At 50.3% G+C, this 16,921-nt stretch carries 14 protein-coding genes and 1 pseudogene; 6 read left to right on the forward strand and 9 right to left on the reverse strand.

The window, feature by feature from the left end:
- Positions 1 to 13: 13 nt before the first annotated feature.
- The gene (locus BUB16_RS16920) at positions 14 to 958 is read right to left on the reverse strand and encodes a PLP-dependent cysteine synthase family protein (RefSeq protein ID WP_073067262.1); all 945 of its coding nucleotides are present in this window, start codon (positions 956 to 958) and stop codon (positions 14 to 16) included.
- 945 nt (positions 959 to 1,903) lie between these two features.
- Between BUB16_RS16920 and BUB16_RS16925 the strand changes: the two genes are divergently transcribed.
- The 6 genes from BUB16_RS16925 (at position 1,904) to BUB16_RS16950 (ending at position 7,338) form a co-directional block, all read left to right on the forward strand.
- On the forward strand, positions 1,904 to 2,746 hold the full coding sequence (locus tag BUB16_RS16925; protein WP_073067264.1) for a sulfurtransferase: 843 nt from the start codon (positions 1,904 to 1,906) through the stop codon (positions 2,744 to 2,746).
- A gap of 30 nt (positions 2,747 to 2,776) precedes the next feature.
- Entirely contained in the window at positions 2,777 to 4,459 is a 1,683-nt protein-coding gene (locus BUB16_RS16930) for an NADPH-dependent assimilatory sulfite reductase hemoprotein subunit (RefSeq protein WP_073067267.1), read from the forward strand.
- 18 nt (positions 4,460 to 4,477) lie between these two features.
- Positions 4,478 to 5,299, forward strand: a complete 822-nt coding sequence (cobA, locus tag BUB16_RS16935; protein WP_073067270.1) for a uroporphyrinogen-III C-methyltransferase — start codon at positions 4,478 to 4,480, stop codon at positions 5,297 to 5,299.
- Between the two features lie 12 nt (positions 5,300 to 5,311).
- Positions 5,312 to 6,091: a phosphoadenylyl-sulfate reductase gene (locus BUB16_RS16940; protein WP_084088384.1), complete on the forward strand. Its 780-nt coding sequence runs from the start codon at positions 5,312 to 5,314 to the stop codon at positions 6,089 to 6,091.
- A 1-nt stretch (position 6,092) separates the two neighbouring features.
- On the forward strand, positions 6,093 to 6,776 hold the full coding sequence (locus BUB16_RS16945; RefSeq protein WP_170864448.1) for a precorrin-2 dehydrogenase/sirohydrochlorin ferrochelatase family protein: 684 nt from the start codon (positions 6,093 to 6,095) through the stop codon (positions 6,774 to 6,776).
- A 223-nt stretch (positions 6,777 to 6,999) separates the two neighbouring features.
- Positions 7,000 to 7,338, forward strand: a complete 339-nt coding sequence (locus BUB16_RS16950; RefSeq protein WP_073067274.1) for a ferredoxin family protein — start codon at positions 7,000 to 7,002, stop codon at positions 7,336 to 7,338.
- Between the two features lie 81 nt (positions 7,339 to 7,419).
- Here BUB16_RS16950 and BUB16_RS16955 read toward each other — a convergent pair whose 3' ends face one another.
- From BUB16_RS16955 to ilvN, 8 genes and pseudogenes are all read right to left on the reverse strand, one after another.
- Positions 7,420 to 8,817 (reverse strand): glycoside hydrolase family 140 protein, encoded by a 1,398-nt coding sequence (locus BUB16_RS16955; RefSeq protein ID WP_084088386.1) that lies wholly within the window; start codon positions 8,815 to 8,817, stop codon positions 7,420 to 7,422.
- A 344-nt stretch (positions 8,818 to 9,161) separates the two neighbouring features.
- Positions 9,162 to 10,271 carry a 3-isopropylmalate dehydrogenase gene (leuB, locus tag BUB16_RS16960; protein WP_073067276.1) on the reverse strand — a complete coding sequence of 370 codons (1,110 nt, stop codon included), beginning with the start codon at positions 10,269 to 10,271 and terminating at the stop codon, positions 9,162 to 9,164.
- A complete protein-coding gene (locus BUB16_RS16965) occupies positions 10,262 to 10,837 on the reverse strand; it encodes a 3-isopropylmalate dehydratase (protein WP_073067278.1) in 576 nt (191 codons plus the stop codon). The genes leuB and BUB16_RS16965 overlap by 10 nt, the downstream gene beginning before the upstream one ends.
- A 38-nt stretch (positions 10,838 to 10,875) precedes the next feature.
- On the reverse strand, positions 10,876 to 12,189 hold the full coding sequence (locus BUB16_RS16970; protein WP_073067280.1) for a 3-isopropylmalate dehydratase large subunit: 1,314 nt from the start codon (positions 12,187 to 12,189) through the stop codon (positions 10,876 to 10,878).
- A gap of 84 nt (positions 12,190 to 12,273) precedes the next feature.
- Positions 12,274 to 13,422: pseudogene (locus tag BUB16_RS16975) on the reverse strand (2-isopropylmalate synthase); the annotation flags it as partial.
- A 155-nt stretch (positions 13,423 to 13,577) separates the two neighbouring features.
- Positions 13,578 to 15,170 carry a citramalate synthase gene (gene cimA, locus BUB16_RS16980; protein ID WP_073067285.1) on the reverse strand — a complete coding sequence of 531 codons (1,593 nt, stop codon included), beginning with the start codon at positions 15,168 to 15,170 and terminating at the stop codon, positions 13,578 to 13,580.
- Positions 15,170 to 16,198: a ketol-acid reductoisomerase gene (ilvC, locus tag BUB16_RS16985; protein WP_073067288.1), complete on the reverse strand. Its 1,029-nt coding sequence runs from the start codon at positions 16,196 to 16,198 to the stop codon at positions 15,170 to 15,172. The genes cimA and ilvC overlap by 1 nt, the downstream gene beginning before the upstream one ends.
- A gap of 195 nt (positions 16,199 to 16,393) precedes the next feature.
- On the reverse strand, positions 16,394 to 16,921 hold the full coding sequence (ilvN, locus tag BUB16_RS16990; protein WP_073067290.1) for an acetolactate synthase small subunit: 528 nt from the start codon (positions 16,919 to 16,921) through the stop codon (positions 16,394 to 16,396).

Below are 16,921 nucleotides of genomic sequence, written 5' to 3' on the forward strand. Positions count from 1 at the left end.
TAAATATAAACGCTTAAAATAGTTGGTTGCTAATTTCTCCGTATTTACTGAGGTCATCCGGGAAAATCGTTACGATGACGCCCTCGTCCAATTCCTCCGCCAGCTCAAGCGCCCCGGCCAGGTTGGCAGCTGAAGAGGGACTGATAAGCAGCCCTTCTTTTTGAGCGGTCAGCCTGACCAGCTGATGGGCTTGTTCCGTACTGACCCTTCGCACTTCATCGGCCACCGATGCGTCATAAATAGCCGGGGTATGGGCGGTTTCAAGGTGTTTCCATCCTTCAAGACCATGCATCGCCAGGTCGGGTTGCAGGGCGATAAGTCGAATATTCTTTTTGTATTCTTTTAAAAACCGTCCGGTGCCCGTGAACGTTCCGGTAGTGCCCAGACCGGCAATATAGTGGGTAATCCCGTAATCGGTCTGGTCCAGAATCTCCGGTCCCGTCGTGTCGTAGTGGGCTTTCCAGTTGCTGGGATTGCTGTACTGGTCGGCATAGTAATACTTGTCAGGCTGTCTTTCGTACATTGAACGCGCGACTTCCTGGGCTTCGTCTGTGCCTCCGCTTCGGGATGTAAGTACAAGGTTTACATCCAGTGCTCTCAGAATCTGTTTTCGCTCTTCAGAAGCATTTTCAGGCAGGCACAGTGTTACCGGGATACCCATGGCGGCCCCGAGATGTGCGTAGGCAATGCCGGTATTGCCACTGCTGGCATCCAGCAGCTGTTTGCCTTTGTAGAGCTTCCCGCTGCTAACGGCATCCCGGATGATGCGGTAAGCGGGACGCGTTTTGACGCTTCCTCCGAATTGCTGCCACTCCAGCTTGGCAAATATGCTAACCTGTTCGCTGGTATGAAGGTTCTGAATCGGGAATAGCGGCGTATGACCGATATAATTATCCAGCCGTGCGATGTTCTGTTCCAACGTTACGTTCTGATTTTCAATAAGGTCAGGTGTTTGCATGATTTTCTGAATAATGAATTTTCGGGGGAATAAATGGGCGTGAGCAGATGAATTGGGCTGGGACCCGGATTTACTACCGGATGAGAAGAGAATGTGAGCGTTTAGATCCGGTAACTATCTACAACAACAGCAACAACACGCACAACAGTGGTGTTTGAGGGAAGAATGAACTGATATGTTTTGTTGTGTTGCTGTCAAATCTCGAATAATTATGTTAGACGTTTTTCAGCAAACATCTATGAATGTGTTCAAAGATAGGAAAAAATTTTATAAATCCAATAGGTTTGCGCAGCTTTTAATTGCCTGTACAAATAGTGCATCATAAGTGAGTCAGGCCATAGGATTCTATGTTAAAGAACAATATAAAATATCTATTTTAATTATGTGTTGCGGCACAAAGAGCGGCATTCATCCGGCTCGTGTAGGCAGCCGGTTGTGAGTGCCATGCTTTTTTGGTGCAGCAAAAACAGTGAGGTTTTATCCAATTTTGATCCTCATGCAGCTGACTCTGCGATCGGGTTTGGGATGCTTAAAGGGGGATCAAACAGAGATAAAAAAGGGGTTACTAAAATAAGGATATATTTTTTTTGAAATTCGAGTTGACTTATACTTCATAAGTTTCTATCCTAAAAGCGCTGATGACAACACGTCATTGTCAAACAACCAATTAATTATTTTGATGAATAACGAAACTCAGAACCACAACTTTTCAGCGATCTCCACTGCCATGCGTATGGATATGTGTATGTGTTGTTGTATGAATCCTTTGAAAGGTAGTGGAGCTGATATGTCAAAATAATGATCTGAGAAACTGACAAAAAAAGCCCACTACCTGTTGCAGGTAGTGGGCTTTTTTATTTGATAATGCCCGCCTGCCTGCATCAGCAGGGCTTTGTTAGATACAAGTAAATCACCAAACCACAAACAAAGCAAAAGTAAACCACTATGTCTGACGTATTAACCAACAAAGAAGTACTCGCTACTACCGATTGGGCCGCCAATCATCTCAACGATGAGGGCATCCGGTTCGTAGAAGTGGATGTAGATACCGAATCCTATGACTCCGGTCACATTTCCGGCGCGGTAGGATGGAACTGGAAGACCCAGCTGCAGGATCAGCTACGAAGAACCATCAGTTCAAAGGAAGATTTCGAAAACCTCTTGCAGGAATCCGGGATCGATAACGATACCACGGTCGTACTTTATGGCGACAATAACAACTGGTTCGCTGCCTGGGCTTACTGGCTGCTGAAATATTACGGCCATGAAGATGTAAAGATTCTGGATGGCGGCCGAAAGAAATGGGAGGCAGAAGGTCGCGAATTAACCACCGACACGCCGGATTACCCTGCGACGGACTATACGATATCCGGGGTAAAGAAAGAATATCGTGCCTTCCGTCAGGATGTTGAAGAGCGCCTGAACGATAATGATTTCGGTCTGGTGGATGTCCGCTCACCGGATGAATTTACCGGCAAGATTCTGGCGCCTCCGGGCTTGAATGAACTCTCTCAGCGGCCGGGTCATATTCCGGGAGCTTCAAATATTCCATGGTCGAAAGCAGTAAACGAAGATGGAACGTTCAAAAGCGAAGAGGAGCTGAAAGAAATCTATGAAAACGAAGGAATCACGCCCGATAAGGATATTATTTCTTACTGCCGGATTGGCGAGCGTTCAGCGCATTCCTGGTTTGTCCTGAACGAGCTGCTCGAATACCCGAGTGTGCGTAATTATGACGGTTCGTGGACAGAATGGGGCAACCTGATTGACGCACCTATCGAACGGTAAAATCCAACTTAATTAAACTAAAGATCCTTTATGGGTTCTCGACGAAAAAGAACAAAAAGTAAAATTGAGGTCATAAAGGAGAACAGCGATTATCTGCGTGCGCCTCTTGCTGAAGAAGTGGGAAATGATTCTTCCCACTTCGGCAAGGAGGCCATACAGGTGCTTAAATTTCATGGCACCTACCAGCAGGATGATCGTGATCTCCGGGAAGGGCGTGACCGCCACTACATTTTTATGATTCGCGGCCGGTTGCCGGGTGGCAAAATGACCCCGGATCAATACCTGGCTATCGATAAAATAGCCGACGATTATGCCGATCAAACCCTGCGGGTAACAACCCGGCAGGCCTTTCAACTGCACGGCGTAATCAAGGATGAACTCAAAAAGACGCTACAGGAGATTAATAATTCGTTAATTACCACACTTGGCGCCTGTGGTGATATCGTGCGCAATGTGATGGCCTCGCCGGCTCCGGATATCGACGGACGCCAGGCAAGGGTCCAGGCCTTCGCCGACGATCTGTCCGACATATTATTGCCTGCCAGCAAGGCCTATCACGAAGTTTGGTTGAACGGCGACAAGGTCTATTCCGGCAAGGAGGAAGTTACCGACAGCGAGCCCCTGTATGGTCACAGTTACCTGCCGCGGAAATTCAAAGTGGGCATTGCCCTGCCAAAAGACAACAGCATCGATATCTATACGCAGGATATCGGGTTGGTCGCTCTTTTCGATGATGACAATGAGATCGAAGGCTTCAATGTGATCGTCGGCGGCGGCATGGGAATGAACCATCGCAAAGAGGATACCTTTCCACGGCTGGGCGACGACCTCGGATACGTTCCCAGGGAAAAAGTGGTTGACGTGGTGAAAAAAATTATCGAAATACAGCGTGATCACGGGGACCGCAAAAACCGCAAGCAGGCCCGAATGAAATACCTGATCCATAAATGGGGGTTGGAAAAGTTTGAAAACGAGCTGACAGAGCGCCTTGGGTATGAATTGGAGCCTTTCCGTGAGTTGCCCGACTTTGAACTGGATCTCTATCTCGGCTGGAACAGGCAGTCGGATGGCAACTGGTTCCTGGGGCTTTCCATTGAAAACGGGCGCATCAAAGATGACGGGGCCCTTCAGCTGAAGAGCGCACTCCGTAAAGTGGTAAAGGAATATGGCACGGGCGTTCGGCTTACCCCCAACCATAACGTGATCCTTACCGATATCGCTGAAGATGACAAAGAGAGCATCGAGCACATTTTTGATGATCACGGCGTATTGCTGGACGACGAACTTTCAAACGCCATCAAATATTCGATGGCTTGCCCGGCCCTGCCTACCTGCGGACTGGCTATCACCGAATCCGAACGGGCGCTGCCGGATATCATCAGAGACCTGGATGAAGTGCTCCACGACCTCGGCCTCGAGGACGAGAAACTGTCCGTCCGAATGACCGGCTGTCCGAACGGTTGCTCCCGTCCCTACGTAGCCGATATAGGGTTTGTAGGTCGTTCGCTCGATAAATATACCATCTTTATTGGTGGAGACCCTTCGGGGACGCGGTTGAACAGGAAATATAAAGACCTGGTGGAACGTGAAAATCTGGTTGAGGAAGTAACGCCTCTGCTGGAGCATTTTAGCAAAAACCGGATAAACGGCGAGTCCTTCGGGGACTTTTGGAACCGGGTTGATGTCGAAGAAACCGAATTAGTCTCAGCTTAATCCTTATCGAAAACCATTATGAGCACGCAAACGTACCATTCCACCGGCAAAGTTTATCTGGTGGGAGCGGGCCCGGGCGATCCCGATTTGATTACGGTGAAAGGAGCAAAGGTTCTGAAAAAGGCAGACGTCATCGTATATGACCGCCTGGCCAATCCCGAACTCCTGGCAATGACCTCAGACCGGTCGGAGCACCTGTATGTCGGTAAGCGTCCGGATAAGCCTTCCGTCTCGCAATCACAGATTAATCGTATCCTTGTCGCCAAAGCCCGCGAGGGAAAGATTGTTGTCCGCCTGAAGGGCGGGGATCCCTTTGTCTTCGGACGAGGGGGCGAAGAGTGTGAGGCGCTGAAGGCCGCAAATATTTCATTCGAAGTCGTGCCCGGCATTAGCAGCGCGCTGGCGGCTCCCGCTTTTGCCGGCATCCCGGTAACCCATCGCAAGGTGGCCCGGTCGTTTACGGTCGTTACCGGTCATACGGTCAAAAATGCCGATACTTTTGCCAACTGGGAGCACCTGGTCAATGCTGACACGCTGGTCATTCTTATGGGGGTGAAAAGTCTCCCGAAGATAGCTGAAACGCTCACGCGTCTCGGGCGTCCGGCGGATACCCCGGTCAGTGTTGTTCAGCAGGCGACCTACTCGTCTCAACAAACAGTACTGGGCACGCTGGAGACCATTGGGGAAAAGGCCGAATCGCTGTCACCACCGGCGACCATCGTGATTGGTGAGCTGGCAGCCAAAAGCAAGGAACTGGCCTGGTTTAATAGCAAGACCGGGGAAAATACCCAACAGGAAACTATTTCAAACTCCAGACCTCGAGCGCAATTTGCTGGTTAAACTATTTTAACAATGCAAGAGCTTAAAGAAGAAATTATTCCCAATCAAACGTTATCCAAAGATTTTTTGGATCGCCTCAACAGGCAATTCGAAGTAGCGGGTCCCAGTCAGGTGCTGTTCTGGGGGTACCATACTTTCGGGACCGATATGGTACTGGGCACCGGTTTTGGTCCCTCCGGAATGTTTTTGATTTATCGCCTGTGGGAGCTGGGGATCAAGATTCCCATTTTCTACCTGGACACTCACTTGTTATTCGATGAAACCTACGAGTTGAAAGATCGGGTAGAAAATCGGTTTGACCTTGAGATCACCCGTGTCACAACAGGTCTTTCGCTGGAGGAACAAGCTGAGAAATACGGGGAAAAACTCTGGGAAACGAATCCCAACCGCTGCTGCCATCTGAGGAAGGTCCTTCCGCTGCGTAATTATCTTTCCGACAAGAAGGCCTGGATTACCGGGCTGCGCAGAAGCCAGTCAGAGGACCGGAGCAATACCCAGTTTGTCGAATGGGACCCGGATAACAAAGTGGTAAAAATCAATCCCCTGGCGAACTGGACGGGCAAGGAAGTGTGGAATTATATCCGGGGCAAGGGACTCCCCTATAATCCACTGCATGACGAGGGGTATCCGAGTATCGGGTGTATCCCGTGTACACAGGCGGTGGACAGCGATGTAGACGATGAGCGGGCCGGCCGCTGGAAAGGGTTGGAGAAAACAGAATGCGGCATTCATCTCTCTACGCAGAAAAACGGCAATGCAGCAAAGAAAAATATGAATGGTAATGGACAGTAATATGGATATGTTTCCAATTTATTTACGGCGTTTGGATGAACGCCGGACCGTCTTGGTCGGGGGCGACCACGAGGCCGAGGGCAAGGCAGAACAGCTGTTAGAGCGAAATGCAAAGCTCACGGTCATCAGTCCCCATTTAACCGAAAAAATGCAGCGATGGGTGGGGGAAAACCGCTTCAAGTGGATCCCGCGCAGCTATAAACAGGGCGACCTGGAGGACGCTTTTATGGCTATCGTGGCCGAGTATGAAGGCGACGTAAACAAAAAAGTATACCAGGAAGCCAAAGAGCGGGGCATCCTCGTGAATGTGATGGACGATATTCCCCACGCCAATTTTGCCTTCGGCTCTATCGTTAAGCGGGGACCGCTGACTATTTCCATATCAACCAGCGGTGCGGCCCCGGCCCTGTCGGTGCGGTTGCGCCAGCGCTTCGAGAAGGAGTTCGGTCCCGAGTACGGTGATTTCCTGGACTTTATGCAGAAGCTGAGGAAGCCGATGTCCCGGCATCACTCCCGGTTTGAAACGCGAAAGCGGCTCTGGTATGAGGTCATCGATTCTGATGTGCTGAGTCTTTTCCGGAAGGGGATGATAAAGGAAGCTTATCACAGGACCGCTGATATTGTGGGCGAGGAGGTGGTGACTGACGCCCTGGGAGCATCAGCCATAGAAGAAATTGAGGCGTGATTCGCAATAGTACTTATTTTATTTATTTCTACAGGAACGACAGTAGGCATTGAAGATCATTAAAGCTTGTCATTCTGAGTTTGTCGAAGAATCTTCTGAGTATAATCCTCCTATTGTTGCTAAAAGGAAATCCTGTAACGACGACATTTCAGGATGGCCAATTGATTTGTTAATCCTTTTTAATAATAATTCTAATTGTTGACTCGACTAATAAAATTTAACGATGGCGTACGTAGTTGCTGAACCATGCATTAATTGTAAATACACTCATTGCGCATCCGTTTGCCCGGTTGACGCATTTCGTGAGGGCCCCAACTTTTTGGTTATTGATCCCTTTGAGTGCATCGATTGTGATGCCTGTGTACCGGAGTGTCCGGTAGAGGCGATCTATCCCGATGACGAAGTACCCCTGGAGTGGGAACATTACATAGATTTGAACGACCGGCTTTCCGAGCAGTGGATCGATCACCATATCGATCAGACTACCGACCCGATGCCCGATGCGGACGAGTGGGCGGAAAAAGAGGACAAGGAAGAGCTGCTGGTGGAGTCGTGGAATTGATCGGCTCTGTCAGGCTTTTCGGATGCTGGATGACCTGGCTCAAATATCCAATCAATACAATATTAACCGTATATTGTTATCTCAGCGGTTAGGGGGATATTCAGCCTCTCCTTTATCAATTACAAGCACCCAGTCATTGCCGCGTATGGGATCCGCAGGGGGATCGAAATGATGGGTTTTTTGAGCTTTAAATGGTTTCAAGCGTATGCTATTTCCCATCCGGGGATTATACCACCAGGCTTGTACAATATGGTTGTCAAATATCGAAAGGGTTATATCCAGACTTTGTCCGTGTGGAATATAAATGATTGCGAAGCTGTTGTCCCGGGCCCTCGCCGCGCGGGCTGGAGCAGAGCCCAGTAACGAATCTTTTTCGATAAGCTCCTGGTCGGGGATGAGTTTGGTAAATGACCTGGACGTAAAAAGCGTCCGCAGGTATTTCATCTGAAAAGCCCCGGGATAGTCCATTGCCTCATACCATGGAGTGCGAGCCGAAGATACCGGTTCACGGCCGGGCTCCCACATTTGCCAAATGTTATGGTTCCCGTAAGTATGTCCCAGGGCCCCGGCCAGCATGGACCAATAGGCCGCCTGACGTACATCAAAAGCGTGAAACCACCCATTTTCGGGATCCCAGGAAACGGGATGATCTTCATAACATGGCTCACCGTCCAGTGCAGGCTTTACCGGGGATTCCTGATAATTGGAAGACATCATTCTAAAATTTTTGTTGTCGACCTTTCCGTGTCCCGACTGGAACATATTGAAGTCCAGCCATTCGGCCTCATGAAACCATTGGCTTGAACTGCTCCCTCCCTGCGGGTGATACGTCATGAGATGACGACCTTCATCTCCCTGTCGAATGCCTTCGGCCATAGCGTGGATGATGTTATGGTGTTGCTCTGTTTCGGGATTACGGTCGCCTCCCATAATCCAGATGATCGGATCGTCTTTATACCGCCTGCCCAAAAAAGCGCCAAAATCCCGGGCGTTTGACGGGGTGAATATTTCAGGCCCTTCGCCCCATTTCCTGTTAAACTTATCGCCCCAGGTAGGAAGCATCCCGATACGGAGTCCCAATTCTTCTGCCTTTTCAACGATAAAGTCGACATGTTCGAAATAGGCTTCGTTCGGTCGAGTGGGATCCTTGTCATCCAGGGGAAGATCTCCATAGGGATTGGGGATGGCGAGCCCGTTAAGCTCGGCTAATACAACTGCCTGGATGATGGTGAAGCCTTTTGCCGCCCTGTTTTCCAGGTACAGAGTGGCTTCTTCTCGGTCAAGACGGTGGAAAAGCTCCCATGCCGTGTCCCCCAGCCAAAAGAAAGGAGTATTATCTTCTTTGATTAAATACCGGTTGTTATCGCTGACCTTCAGGGTTTGTGCCTGAGCGGGGAGGACCGGCTGAACGCACACGAGAATGAAAGCCGATAGAACAGAAACAACTTGTGATGGGCGTATTATACTGTCATGAGACATGATCTTTGTATAGATTCGAAATTTTAGTCATAATTATGATACAAAAAAGTAGCTGAATGGCGATACCATTTTAATGGTAATGTAATGAAATAAATGTGTTATGAAGAGATCCGGGTCGCCCGGCTGTTTGAAAGGGCATAGGCGTACTCTTTACAAAGTTGGGAGCCCGCGGGAAGATATGCTGCGCTGATTTATGGAAGAAGGGTAGTGCTGGAGCAGGGAAATTATAAATACATCTACCTCAAAACAGATATGCCGGGGCTTTGAAACCCGGCATATCGCATATTCGTTTTGGTTACTCCGGTTTCTTCCTTCGGGTCCCGGATGCCATACTGCCCAACTACCTACAGCAGCGTACCCGGCTGTAGATTGGGATTGAGGTGCTTCAGGACCGCACTGCCCATCTCCGTGGTATCCACCACATATTCCCTGGAGGGATCGGTCGAGATATCGCCCGTTCGGAACCCGTCTTTCAGGGTGGTCTCAATGGCTTCTTCAATCTCCCGGGCGGCCTCGGGCATATCCAGCGAATACCGGCACATAAGCGCCACGGATGCGATGGTTGCCAGGGGATTGGCTTTGTTTTCCCCGGCTATGTCGGGCGCCGAACCGTGCACGGGCTCGTACATGGCATGCTTTTCACCAAGGCTGGCAGAGGGAAGCATGCCGATGGAACCGGTGATCATGGAGGCTTCGTCACTCAAAATATCGCCGAACATGTTGCCGGTCACGATCACGTCAAACTGGCTGGGATACCGCACCAGCTGCATGGCGCAGTTGTCGACCAGCATGTGCTCGAGGGTTACCTCCGGCCATTGCTTGGCCGACTCCGTCACGGTGCGCCGCCACAGCCGCGAGGAATCGAGAACATTCGCCTTATCCACAGAAGTGACTTTGCGATTGCGGACGGCAGCGGTCTCAAAAGCGGTATGAACGATGCGCTTGACTTCTTCAGTGGTATAGATCAGGGTGTCTACGCCGCGCTCGCCGGTGTCGGTTTTTTCGATCAGACGGGGCCGTCCGAAATAGATGCCGCCGGTCAGTTCACGGACAATCATGATGTCCACATCCCGGATGATCTCCTCTTTCAGGGGGGAGGCGTGAATCAGCGATTCGTAGGTTTTAATGGGACGAAGGTTGGCGTATAGGCCCAGTTCCTTGCGCAGCCCCAGCAGCGCTGCTTCGGGACGCTTGTCCTTGGGCTGGTCATCCCACTGGGATCCGCCTACGGCGCCCAGCAGGACCGCATCGGCCTTTTTACAGGCCTCCAGTGTTTCCCGGGTAAGGGGACGTCCGAAGCGATCAATGCTGGCTCCGCCCACCTCATGGTTTTCCGTTTTTAATGTATAATCGTGACGCTCACAGACGGCCTGCAGAATTTTGACGGCTACTGAGGTCACTTCCGGTCCGATACCGTCGCCGGATAGTACAGCAATTTCTTTGGTTATTGACATGGAATCATCCCCTCTTTTCGTGCAAATTCAAAAATCCCGCCGGCATTTACAATATCCGCCACGCTGCCGAGGGGACGAATATCATAGGTTTCGTTTTGTGTTACGTTTTTGACCACTCGCTCCTGGGGATGTATTTCCAGCTTGTCGCCGGTGTGAACTTCTTTGCTCAGGTCTTCCAGGCTCTCATAGGGAATGACAAAGCCGCCGTCTACCGAGTTGCGGTAAAAAATCCGTGCGAAGGTGGGAGCGATGATCGCCTGCACGCCGGCGATATCCAGGGAGGCCGGGGCATGCTCGCGAGACGACCCACACCCGAAATTAGGTCCCCCCACAATAATATTAAACTCACTTTCAAACCGGTCTTCCTCAACCAGCGGGATGTTCCCCTGGGGGAGCCCCGATTCGGCATCCGGCACGCCGGACAAGGCATAACGGCCATAAAATTTTCGCTCTTCCGGGTCGTCTAAACTGTACACGAGGTGTTCGGCAGGAATAATCTGGTCGGTGTCGATATTTTTACCGAGCACAAACGCTTTTCCTGAAATAATTTGCTGCTGATTAGCCATAATAAATTATGAAGAAATAATATTGATTGTGATTCGATCTATATAACGGTTTGCTGTATAAAGACACGCGGGTCGGTAATCTTCCCGGTTACGGCCGATGCCGCCACGGTATACGGGGAAGCCAGGTAAACCTGTGATTCTTTAGAGCCCATGCGTCCCGGATAGTTACGGTTGGTCGTAGAGATACAAACTTCCTGGTTGTTGAGCCGGCCGAACGTATCGGAGGGTCCGCCCAGGCAGGCTGCACAGGACGCCTGTCCGATTTTACAGCCCGCTTCTCTGAAGATATCGATCAGCGGCTTCCCGTTCAGGGTATGTGTTTCAAGTCCCTCTGCAATTTCAGTCGTGGCGGGTACGATATAGGTATCGAGCTTAAGGTCGTTGCCGGCAATAATCTCAGCCGCCGCTTCGAAGTCAGACAATTTCCCACCTGTGCAGGAGCCGATATAGGCGCGATCGAGCTTAGTGCCTTCCAGCTCCAGGGCTGTGGCTTTATTATCCGGGCTGTGGGGCTTTGCAACCATCGGTACCATGTCTTCGAGATTGTACCGATATTTGCTGTGGTAGGTGGCATCCGGGTCGCTGTAGACGGGTTCAAAATCCTTGTCGGTGCGCTGTCGGACATACGCTTCCGTTTTGGCATCCGGTTCGACGACTCCGTTTTTGCCGCCCGCTTCAATAACCATATTGGTGAGGGTCATCCGGTCTTCCATCGACATGACGCTGATCCCGGGACCGCCAAACTCCATGGTGCGGTAGGTAGCGCCGTCGACGCCGATATCACCGATAATTTTCAGAATAATATCTTTTGCCATGATATAGGGGGGCATGGATGTGCCTTCAAACTCAAAACGCATGGTTTCGGGCACTTTGACCCAAAGCTGCCCGGTTCCCATGATGAAAGCGGCATCCGTATTACCGATACCGGTGGCAAATTGTCCGAATGCTCCGGCCGTACAGGTGTGCGAATCCGTACCAAAAAGCACTTCGCCCGGCCGCGTAAATCCTTCTTCCGGGAGAGCGATGTGGCAAACACCCTTGTAATCCTCAGATCCGACATCATAAAAATAGGGGAGGTCCTGGTCCGCGGCAAAAGCCCGGAGGATATCCACATTGCGGTTGGCGTATTTATCTTTGGTAAAGATGTAGTGGTCCGGAATGATGACAAGTTTCTCTTTATCCCATACGCGGGCGTCTTCGCCAAACTGATTTTTAAAAATGCCGATTGACGGGGGACCGCAAACATCATGGGTCATCAGTACATCTACGTCCACCCAGACACTTTCGCCGGGCTCCACGGAGGAAGCACCACTGTGGTTTGCTAATATTTTTTCTGTGAGGGTCATTCCCATAATTCTGATCTTTTAAGAGTATTTGAAATTAATAAGTGAAAGTTAGCTGGTCACCGTCGTATCTCCCGAAACCTTTTGTTGCGGCAGCGTTTCACTGACCAGCGCAAGCAATTCCTGTTCGTTAACGATTTTTTTCTCATCGGCAAGATTGGTGAACTTCACATAGACCTGGTTCAACTCATCCTTGCCGAGAGAATACCCCAGCTTCTGGAGCTTTTTGTTGAGTGCAAAGCGCCCCGAGTGTTTACCGAGCACAATTTTGTTGCCGGTCAGGCCCACAGATTCCGGGGTCATAATTTCATAGGTCATCGGGTTGTTCAAGACGCCGTGCTGGTGAATGCCGGCTTCATGTGCGAAGGCATTCTCACCGACGATGGCCTTGTTCAGCTGAACCTCGTTGCCGGTGATCTCCGTGAGGAGCCTGCTGGTTGGCATCAGCTGATCCGTTGCGATATTCGTATATTTGCCAATGTTGTTTTTCCGGGTTGTGATGGCCATAACAATTTCTTCGAGCGAAGCGTTGCCTGCCCGTTCCCCGATGCCGTTGATGGTACATTCAATCTGTTGTGCGCCATTCCGTACCGCCATCAGCGAATTGGCAACGGCCACTCCCAGGTCGTTGTGGCAGTGTACACTCAGGGTGGCCTGTTCTATGTTGGGCACGTTTTCACGGATGCTTCGGATCAGCTCTCCGAATTCCCAGGGCAGGGCATAGCCCACCGTATCGGGCACGTTGATAACCTTGGCCCCCGCATCAATTACGGCCGTAAAAACCTCGAACAGGAATTCAGGATCACTGCGGGAGGCATCCTCAGCCGAAAATTCCACTTCGTCACAGAATTTACCGGCATATTCCACGGCCGAAACCGCAGATTCCAGGACCTGCTCCCTGTTTTTCTTAAGCTTATACTCCATATGAATATCCGAAGTAGCAATAAACGTATGGATCCGCGGTTTTGCAGCGGGTTCAACGGCTTCAGCGGCCCGGTCGATATCCTTGGTGGTCGTCCGGCAAAGCGCAGCTACAGTACTTTCTTTGATCTGCTGGCTTATTTTTCGAACCGTTCTGAAGTCTCCTTCCGATGCAATGGGAAAACCGGCTTCGATAACATCCGCCTTTAGACGTTCAAGCTGGAGGGCAAGCCGCAGTTTTTCATCCTGGTTCATGCTAAATCCCGGAGACTGTTCTCCATCTCGAAGTGTCGTATCGAAAATTTTGATTTGGTTTTCCATAGTGGTGGAATTAAAGATATTGAAAGTTAAATTCTCACAATAGTGCAAGGTTGCAGGCGATGTAAAGCTGATAATCGTTTTGCAGTTATAGCATAGCAGGGTAAAATGTCTCGTGCTGTCCGTAGGGTATTCATATTCTTATTACCAATCATGAATTAAATGACTTCTTTTTGTTGTATGCTCTTCTGTTTTTGCGCAAGGTAATAGCCAAAGCTGTCCGTAAGAGCCTGCCAGCTGGCATCAATGATGTTGTGAGAAACGCCCACCGTGCCCCAGCTTTTCCCGTGTTCGGCGGAGTCGATAAGCACGCGTACATCCGCGCCGGTACCGTCTTTTTCATTCAGCACGCGCACTTTGTAGTCGTTCAGATGCATATTGCTTATTTCCGGATAAAATTTGTGCAGGGCCTTACGGAGTGCTTTATCAAGGGCGTGGACCGGTCCGTTGCCCTCGGCCGCGCAGTGCTCCGCCTGGTCATTGACTTTGATCCGCAGGGTCGCTTCTGTGCGCGAGCTGCCGGAAACGTTTTTTTCCACGATAATGCGAAATCCCTCCAATTTGAAGAACTCTTCCCATACGCCCGTCATACGTTTGACCAGCAGCTCGAATGAAGCTTCAGCCGCTTCAAACTGATAGCCTTTATTTTCCAGCTCTTTAAGCTTTTGCACGATTTCAGATACGTTATCACCGTACTTGTCCAGCTTGATCCCCAGCTGTTCGGCTTTATAGCTGATGTTGCTTCGGCCGGACAGGTCCGATACCAGTACCCGCCGGCTATTGCCTACCCGGCTGGGAGGGACGTGCTCGTAGGTATCTTCATTCTTCATGACCGCACTGACGTGGATACCGCCTTTGTGAGCAAAGGCACTGCGCCCCACATACGGCTGACGAATATCAGGATTCAGATTGGCCAGCTCGCTGACAAAACGCGAAAGGGCTGTCAATTCTTCCAGCTTTTCATCAGGGATACATTCATAATCTTGTTTGAGCTGAAGGTTCGGAATCAGCGAGCAGAGATTGGTATTGCCACACCGTTCGCCATAGCCATTAACGGTACCCTGCACATGGGTGCACCCGCTTCGCACGGCGGCCATGGCATTGGCCACCCCCAACTCACAGTCGTTGTGGGCGTGAATACCCACGGGGATGTCAACCCGTTTGTGTACTTCAGCAACAATTTCGGATATCTCGTGCGGGAGGGTGCCCCCGTTGGTATCGCATAAAACAACCGTGTCGGCACCGGCCTCTTCCGCCGCCTTGAGCGTAGAGAGCGCATACTCGGGATCCGACTTGTAGCCGTCGAAGAAATGTTCGGCATCGTAGATGACTTCCTTGCCGTGTTGTTTGAGGAAGCCAACGGAATCACGAATGATTTCAAGATTCTGTCCCGCCGTAATTTGCAGTGCTTTTTCGACATGCAGCAACCAGCTCTTGCCAAAAATGCAGACGACGGAGGTGCCTGCTTCTACCAGCAACCGGAGGTTTCGATCCTCCTCCGGGGACGCCCCCGCGCGGCAGGTACTGCCAAAAGCTACAATCCTGGCATGTTCAAACGAGGCATCGGCCGCCAGTTCAAAAAATTCCATATCACGGGGATTGGAGCCCGGCCACCCGCCTTCGATATAATTAATGCCGAAGGCATCCAGCTGTCGGGCGATCCGCAGCTTGTCTTCTGCAGAAAAAGCCACTTTTTCGCCCTGGGTTCCGTCCCGGAGCGTGGTATCAAATATGTCAATTGATCTGTTCATTATTCAGCTGCTGTTTCTACAACTTCTTCATCGTCTTCATCGATCCAGTCCATCATAGAGCGGAGTTCCCTGCCTACGGTTTCAATTTTATGTTTGCTCAGATCACTGCGCAGCGATTTAAGCCTGGGAAGCCCGTCTTTGTTCTCCTGGATCCATTCATCGGCAAAGGTGTGGTCCTGCACCTCTTTGAGAATTGCTTTCATCCGCTCTTTTGTGGAGGAATCGACCACCCTGGTCCCCCGGGTAAGTCCCCCGTACTCGGCTGTATCGCTGACCGAATAGTACATCCGTTCAATACCGCCCTCATACATCAGATCCACAATCAGTTTCAGCTCGTGGAGGCACTCGAAGTAGGCGATTTCGGGCTGGTAACCGGCTTCTACAAGGACTTCAAATCCCTGTTTGACCAGTTCCGAGGCGCCGCCGCAGAGCACCGCCTGTTCCCCGAAAAGGTCGGTCTCGGTTTCTTCTTCAAAGGTCGTTTCAAGTACCCCGGCCCGGGTTCCTCCGAGGGCCTTGGTATAGGCCAGGGCGGTTTCCCGGGCTGTTCCTGTGTAATCCTGTTCGATAGCAATCAGGCAGGGTACGCCGGATCCTTTTTTATACACGCGGCGTACCAGGTGCCCAGGGCTTTTGGGGGCAACCATAAACACGTCCACATCCGGATCGGGCTCTATCTGTCCGAAGTGAATGTTAAAGCCATGGGCAAAGGCCAGTACGTTGCCTTCTGTTAAATTCGGTTGAATTTCCTTTTTATAGACATCAGCCTGGTGTTGATCGGGAATTAAAATCATGACGATATCACCGGCTTCCGCCGCTTCCGCCGTTGGCAATACGTTGAGGCCGGCTTTCCGGGCATCTTCCCGCGAGGAGCTGTCTTCCCGAAGTCCCACGACGACATCGATGCCGCTTTCTTTGAGATTCAGAGCATGAGCGTGTCCCTGACTTCCATACCCAATGATGGCAACCGTTTTATCGCTTAGATAGTTAAGATCGGCATCGTCGTTGTAATACGTTTTAGCTTTCATGTCTACTTCTTCGTTTAATGATTTATGAGTTATTTCTTATTTATGAGATTTTTATACGAGAGCTCTACAAAACCATTCTTTCGGCCACCCTTTGCATTTTCGCGAATTCAACATCCTGACATATATTTAATATGTTCTGGTTTTGAATTCGCTCAGGCTTTTGGACTGATCAAAGGTCCTGGTTTTCAAACTCCTCTATACATTTCCGTCAAATTCTCTTTTGAGCGCAACACTCCCGGTCCGCGCCACTTCGTCCACTCCGAAAGGATAGAGCATGCCGATAAAGGCATTGACTTTATCACGGTTGCCGGTAACTTCAATCGTCAGTTTCTCCGGGCTGATATCAATGACTTTTGCCCGGAAAACCTGGGCTATCTGCATGATTTCCGACCGGCTGGATCGGGTGGCGGTCACTTTGATCAGGGCCAGTTCCCGATCCACGAAGCTGTCGTAGGTCAGGTCGTTGACTTTTACCACGTCAATAATCTTATTGAGCTGTTTGGTAATCTGCTCAATAATCTGTACATCGCCATGCGTGGTGATGGTGATACGAGCCAGGTCTGATTTTTTGCCCGAGCCAAAGCTGATGCTGTCAATTTCAAAGCCTTTGCCGCTGAAAATGCCGATTATGCGGGAAAGAGCATTTAAATTATAGCTTACCAGTACCGAAAGCGTGTGTTTTTCAACTGTTTTTTCCTTCGTCACATTGTTTGTCTGTTTCAT

It is taken from the genome of Fodinibius roseus (assembly GCF_900129315.1).
Taxonomy (GTDB): Bacteria; Bacteroidota; Rhodothermia; order Balneolales; family Balneolaceae; genus Fodinibius; species Fodinibius roseus.

Bases quoted from the DNA above. Each gene is read 5' to 3' on its own strand.
- BUB16_RS16920 (WP_073067262.1), bottom strand. From the start codon at position 958: ATGCAAACACCTGACCTTATTGAAAATCAGAACGTAACGTTGGAACAG.
- BUB16_RS16925 (WP_073067264.1), top strand. From the start codon at position 1,904: ATGTCTGACGTATTAACCAACAAAGAAGTACTCGCTACTACCGATTGG.
- BUB16_RS16930 (WP_073067267.1), top strand. From the start codon at position 2,777: ATGGGTTCTCGACGAAAAAGAACAAAAAGTAAAATTGAGGTCATAAAG.
- cobA (WP_073067270.1), top strand. From the start codon at position 4,478: ATGAGCACGCAAACGTACCATTCCACCGGCAAAGTTTATCTGGTGGGA.
- BUB16_RS16940 (WP_084088384.1), top strand. From the start codon at position 5,312: ATGCAAGAGCTTAAAGAAGAAATTATTCCCAATCAAACGTTATCCAAA.
- BUB16_RS16945 (WP_170864448.1), top strand. From the start codon at position 6,093: ATGGATATGTTTCCAATTTATTTACGGCGTTTGGATGAACGCCGGACC.
- BUB16_RS16950 (WP_073067274.1), top strand. From the start codon at position 7,000: ATGGCGTACGTAGTTGCTGAACCATGCATTAATTGTAAATACACTCAT.
- BUB16_RS16955 (WP_084088386.1), bottom strand. From the start codon at position 8,817: ATGTCTCATGACAGTATAATACGCCCATCACAAGTTGTTTCTGTTCTA.
- leuB (WP_073067276.1), bottom strand. From the start codon at position 10,271: ATGTCAATAACCAAAGAAATTGCTGTACTATCCGGCGACGGTATCGGA.
- BUB16_RS16965 (WP_073067278.1), bottom strand. From the start codon at position 10,837: ATGGCTAATCAGCAGCAAATTATTTCAGGAAAAGCGTTTGTGCTCGGT.
- BUB16_RS16970 (WP_073067280.1), bottom strand. From the start codon at position 12,189: ATGGGAATGACCCTCACAGAAAAAATATTAGCAAACCACAGTGGTGCT.
- cimA (WP_073067285.1), bottom strand. From the start codon at position 15,170: ATGAACAGATCAATTGACATATTTGATACCACGCTCCGGGACGGAACC.
- ilvC (WP_073067288.1), bottom strand. From the start codon at position 16,198: ATGAAAGCTAAAACGTATTACAACGACGATGCCGATCTTAACTATCTA.
- ilvN (WP_073067290.1), bottom strand. From the start codon at position 16,921: ATGAAACAGACAAACAATGTGACGAAGGAAAAAACAGTTGAAAAACAC.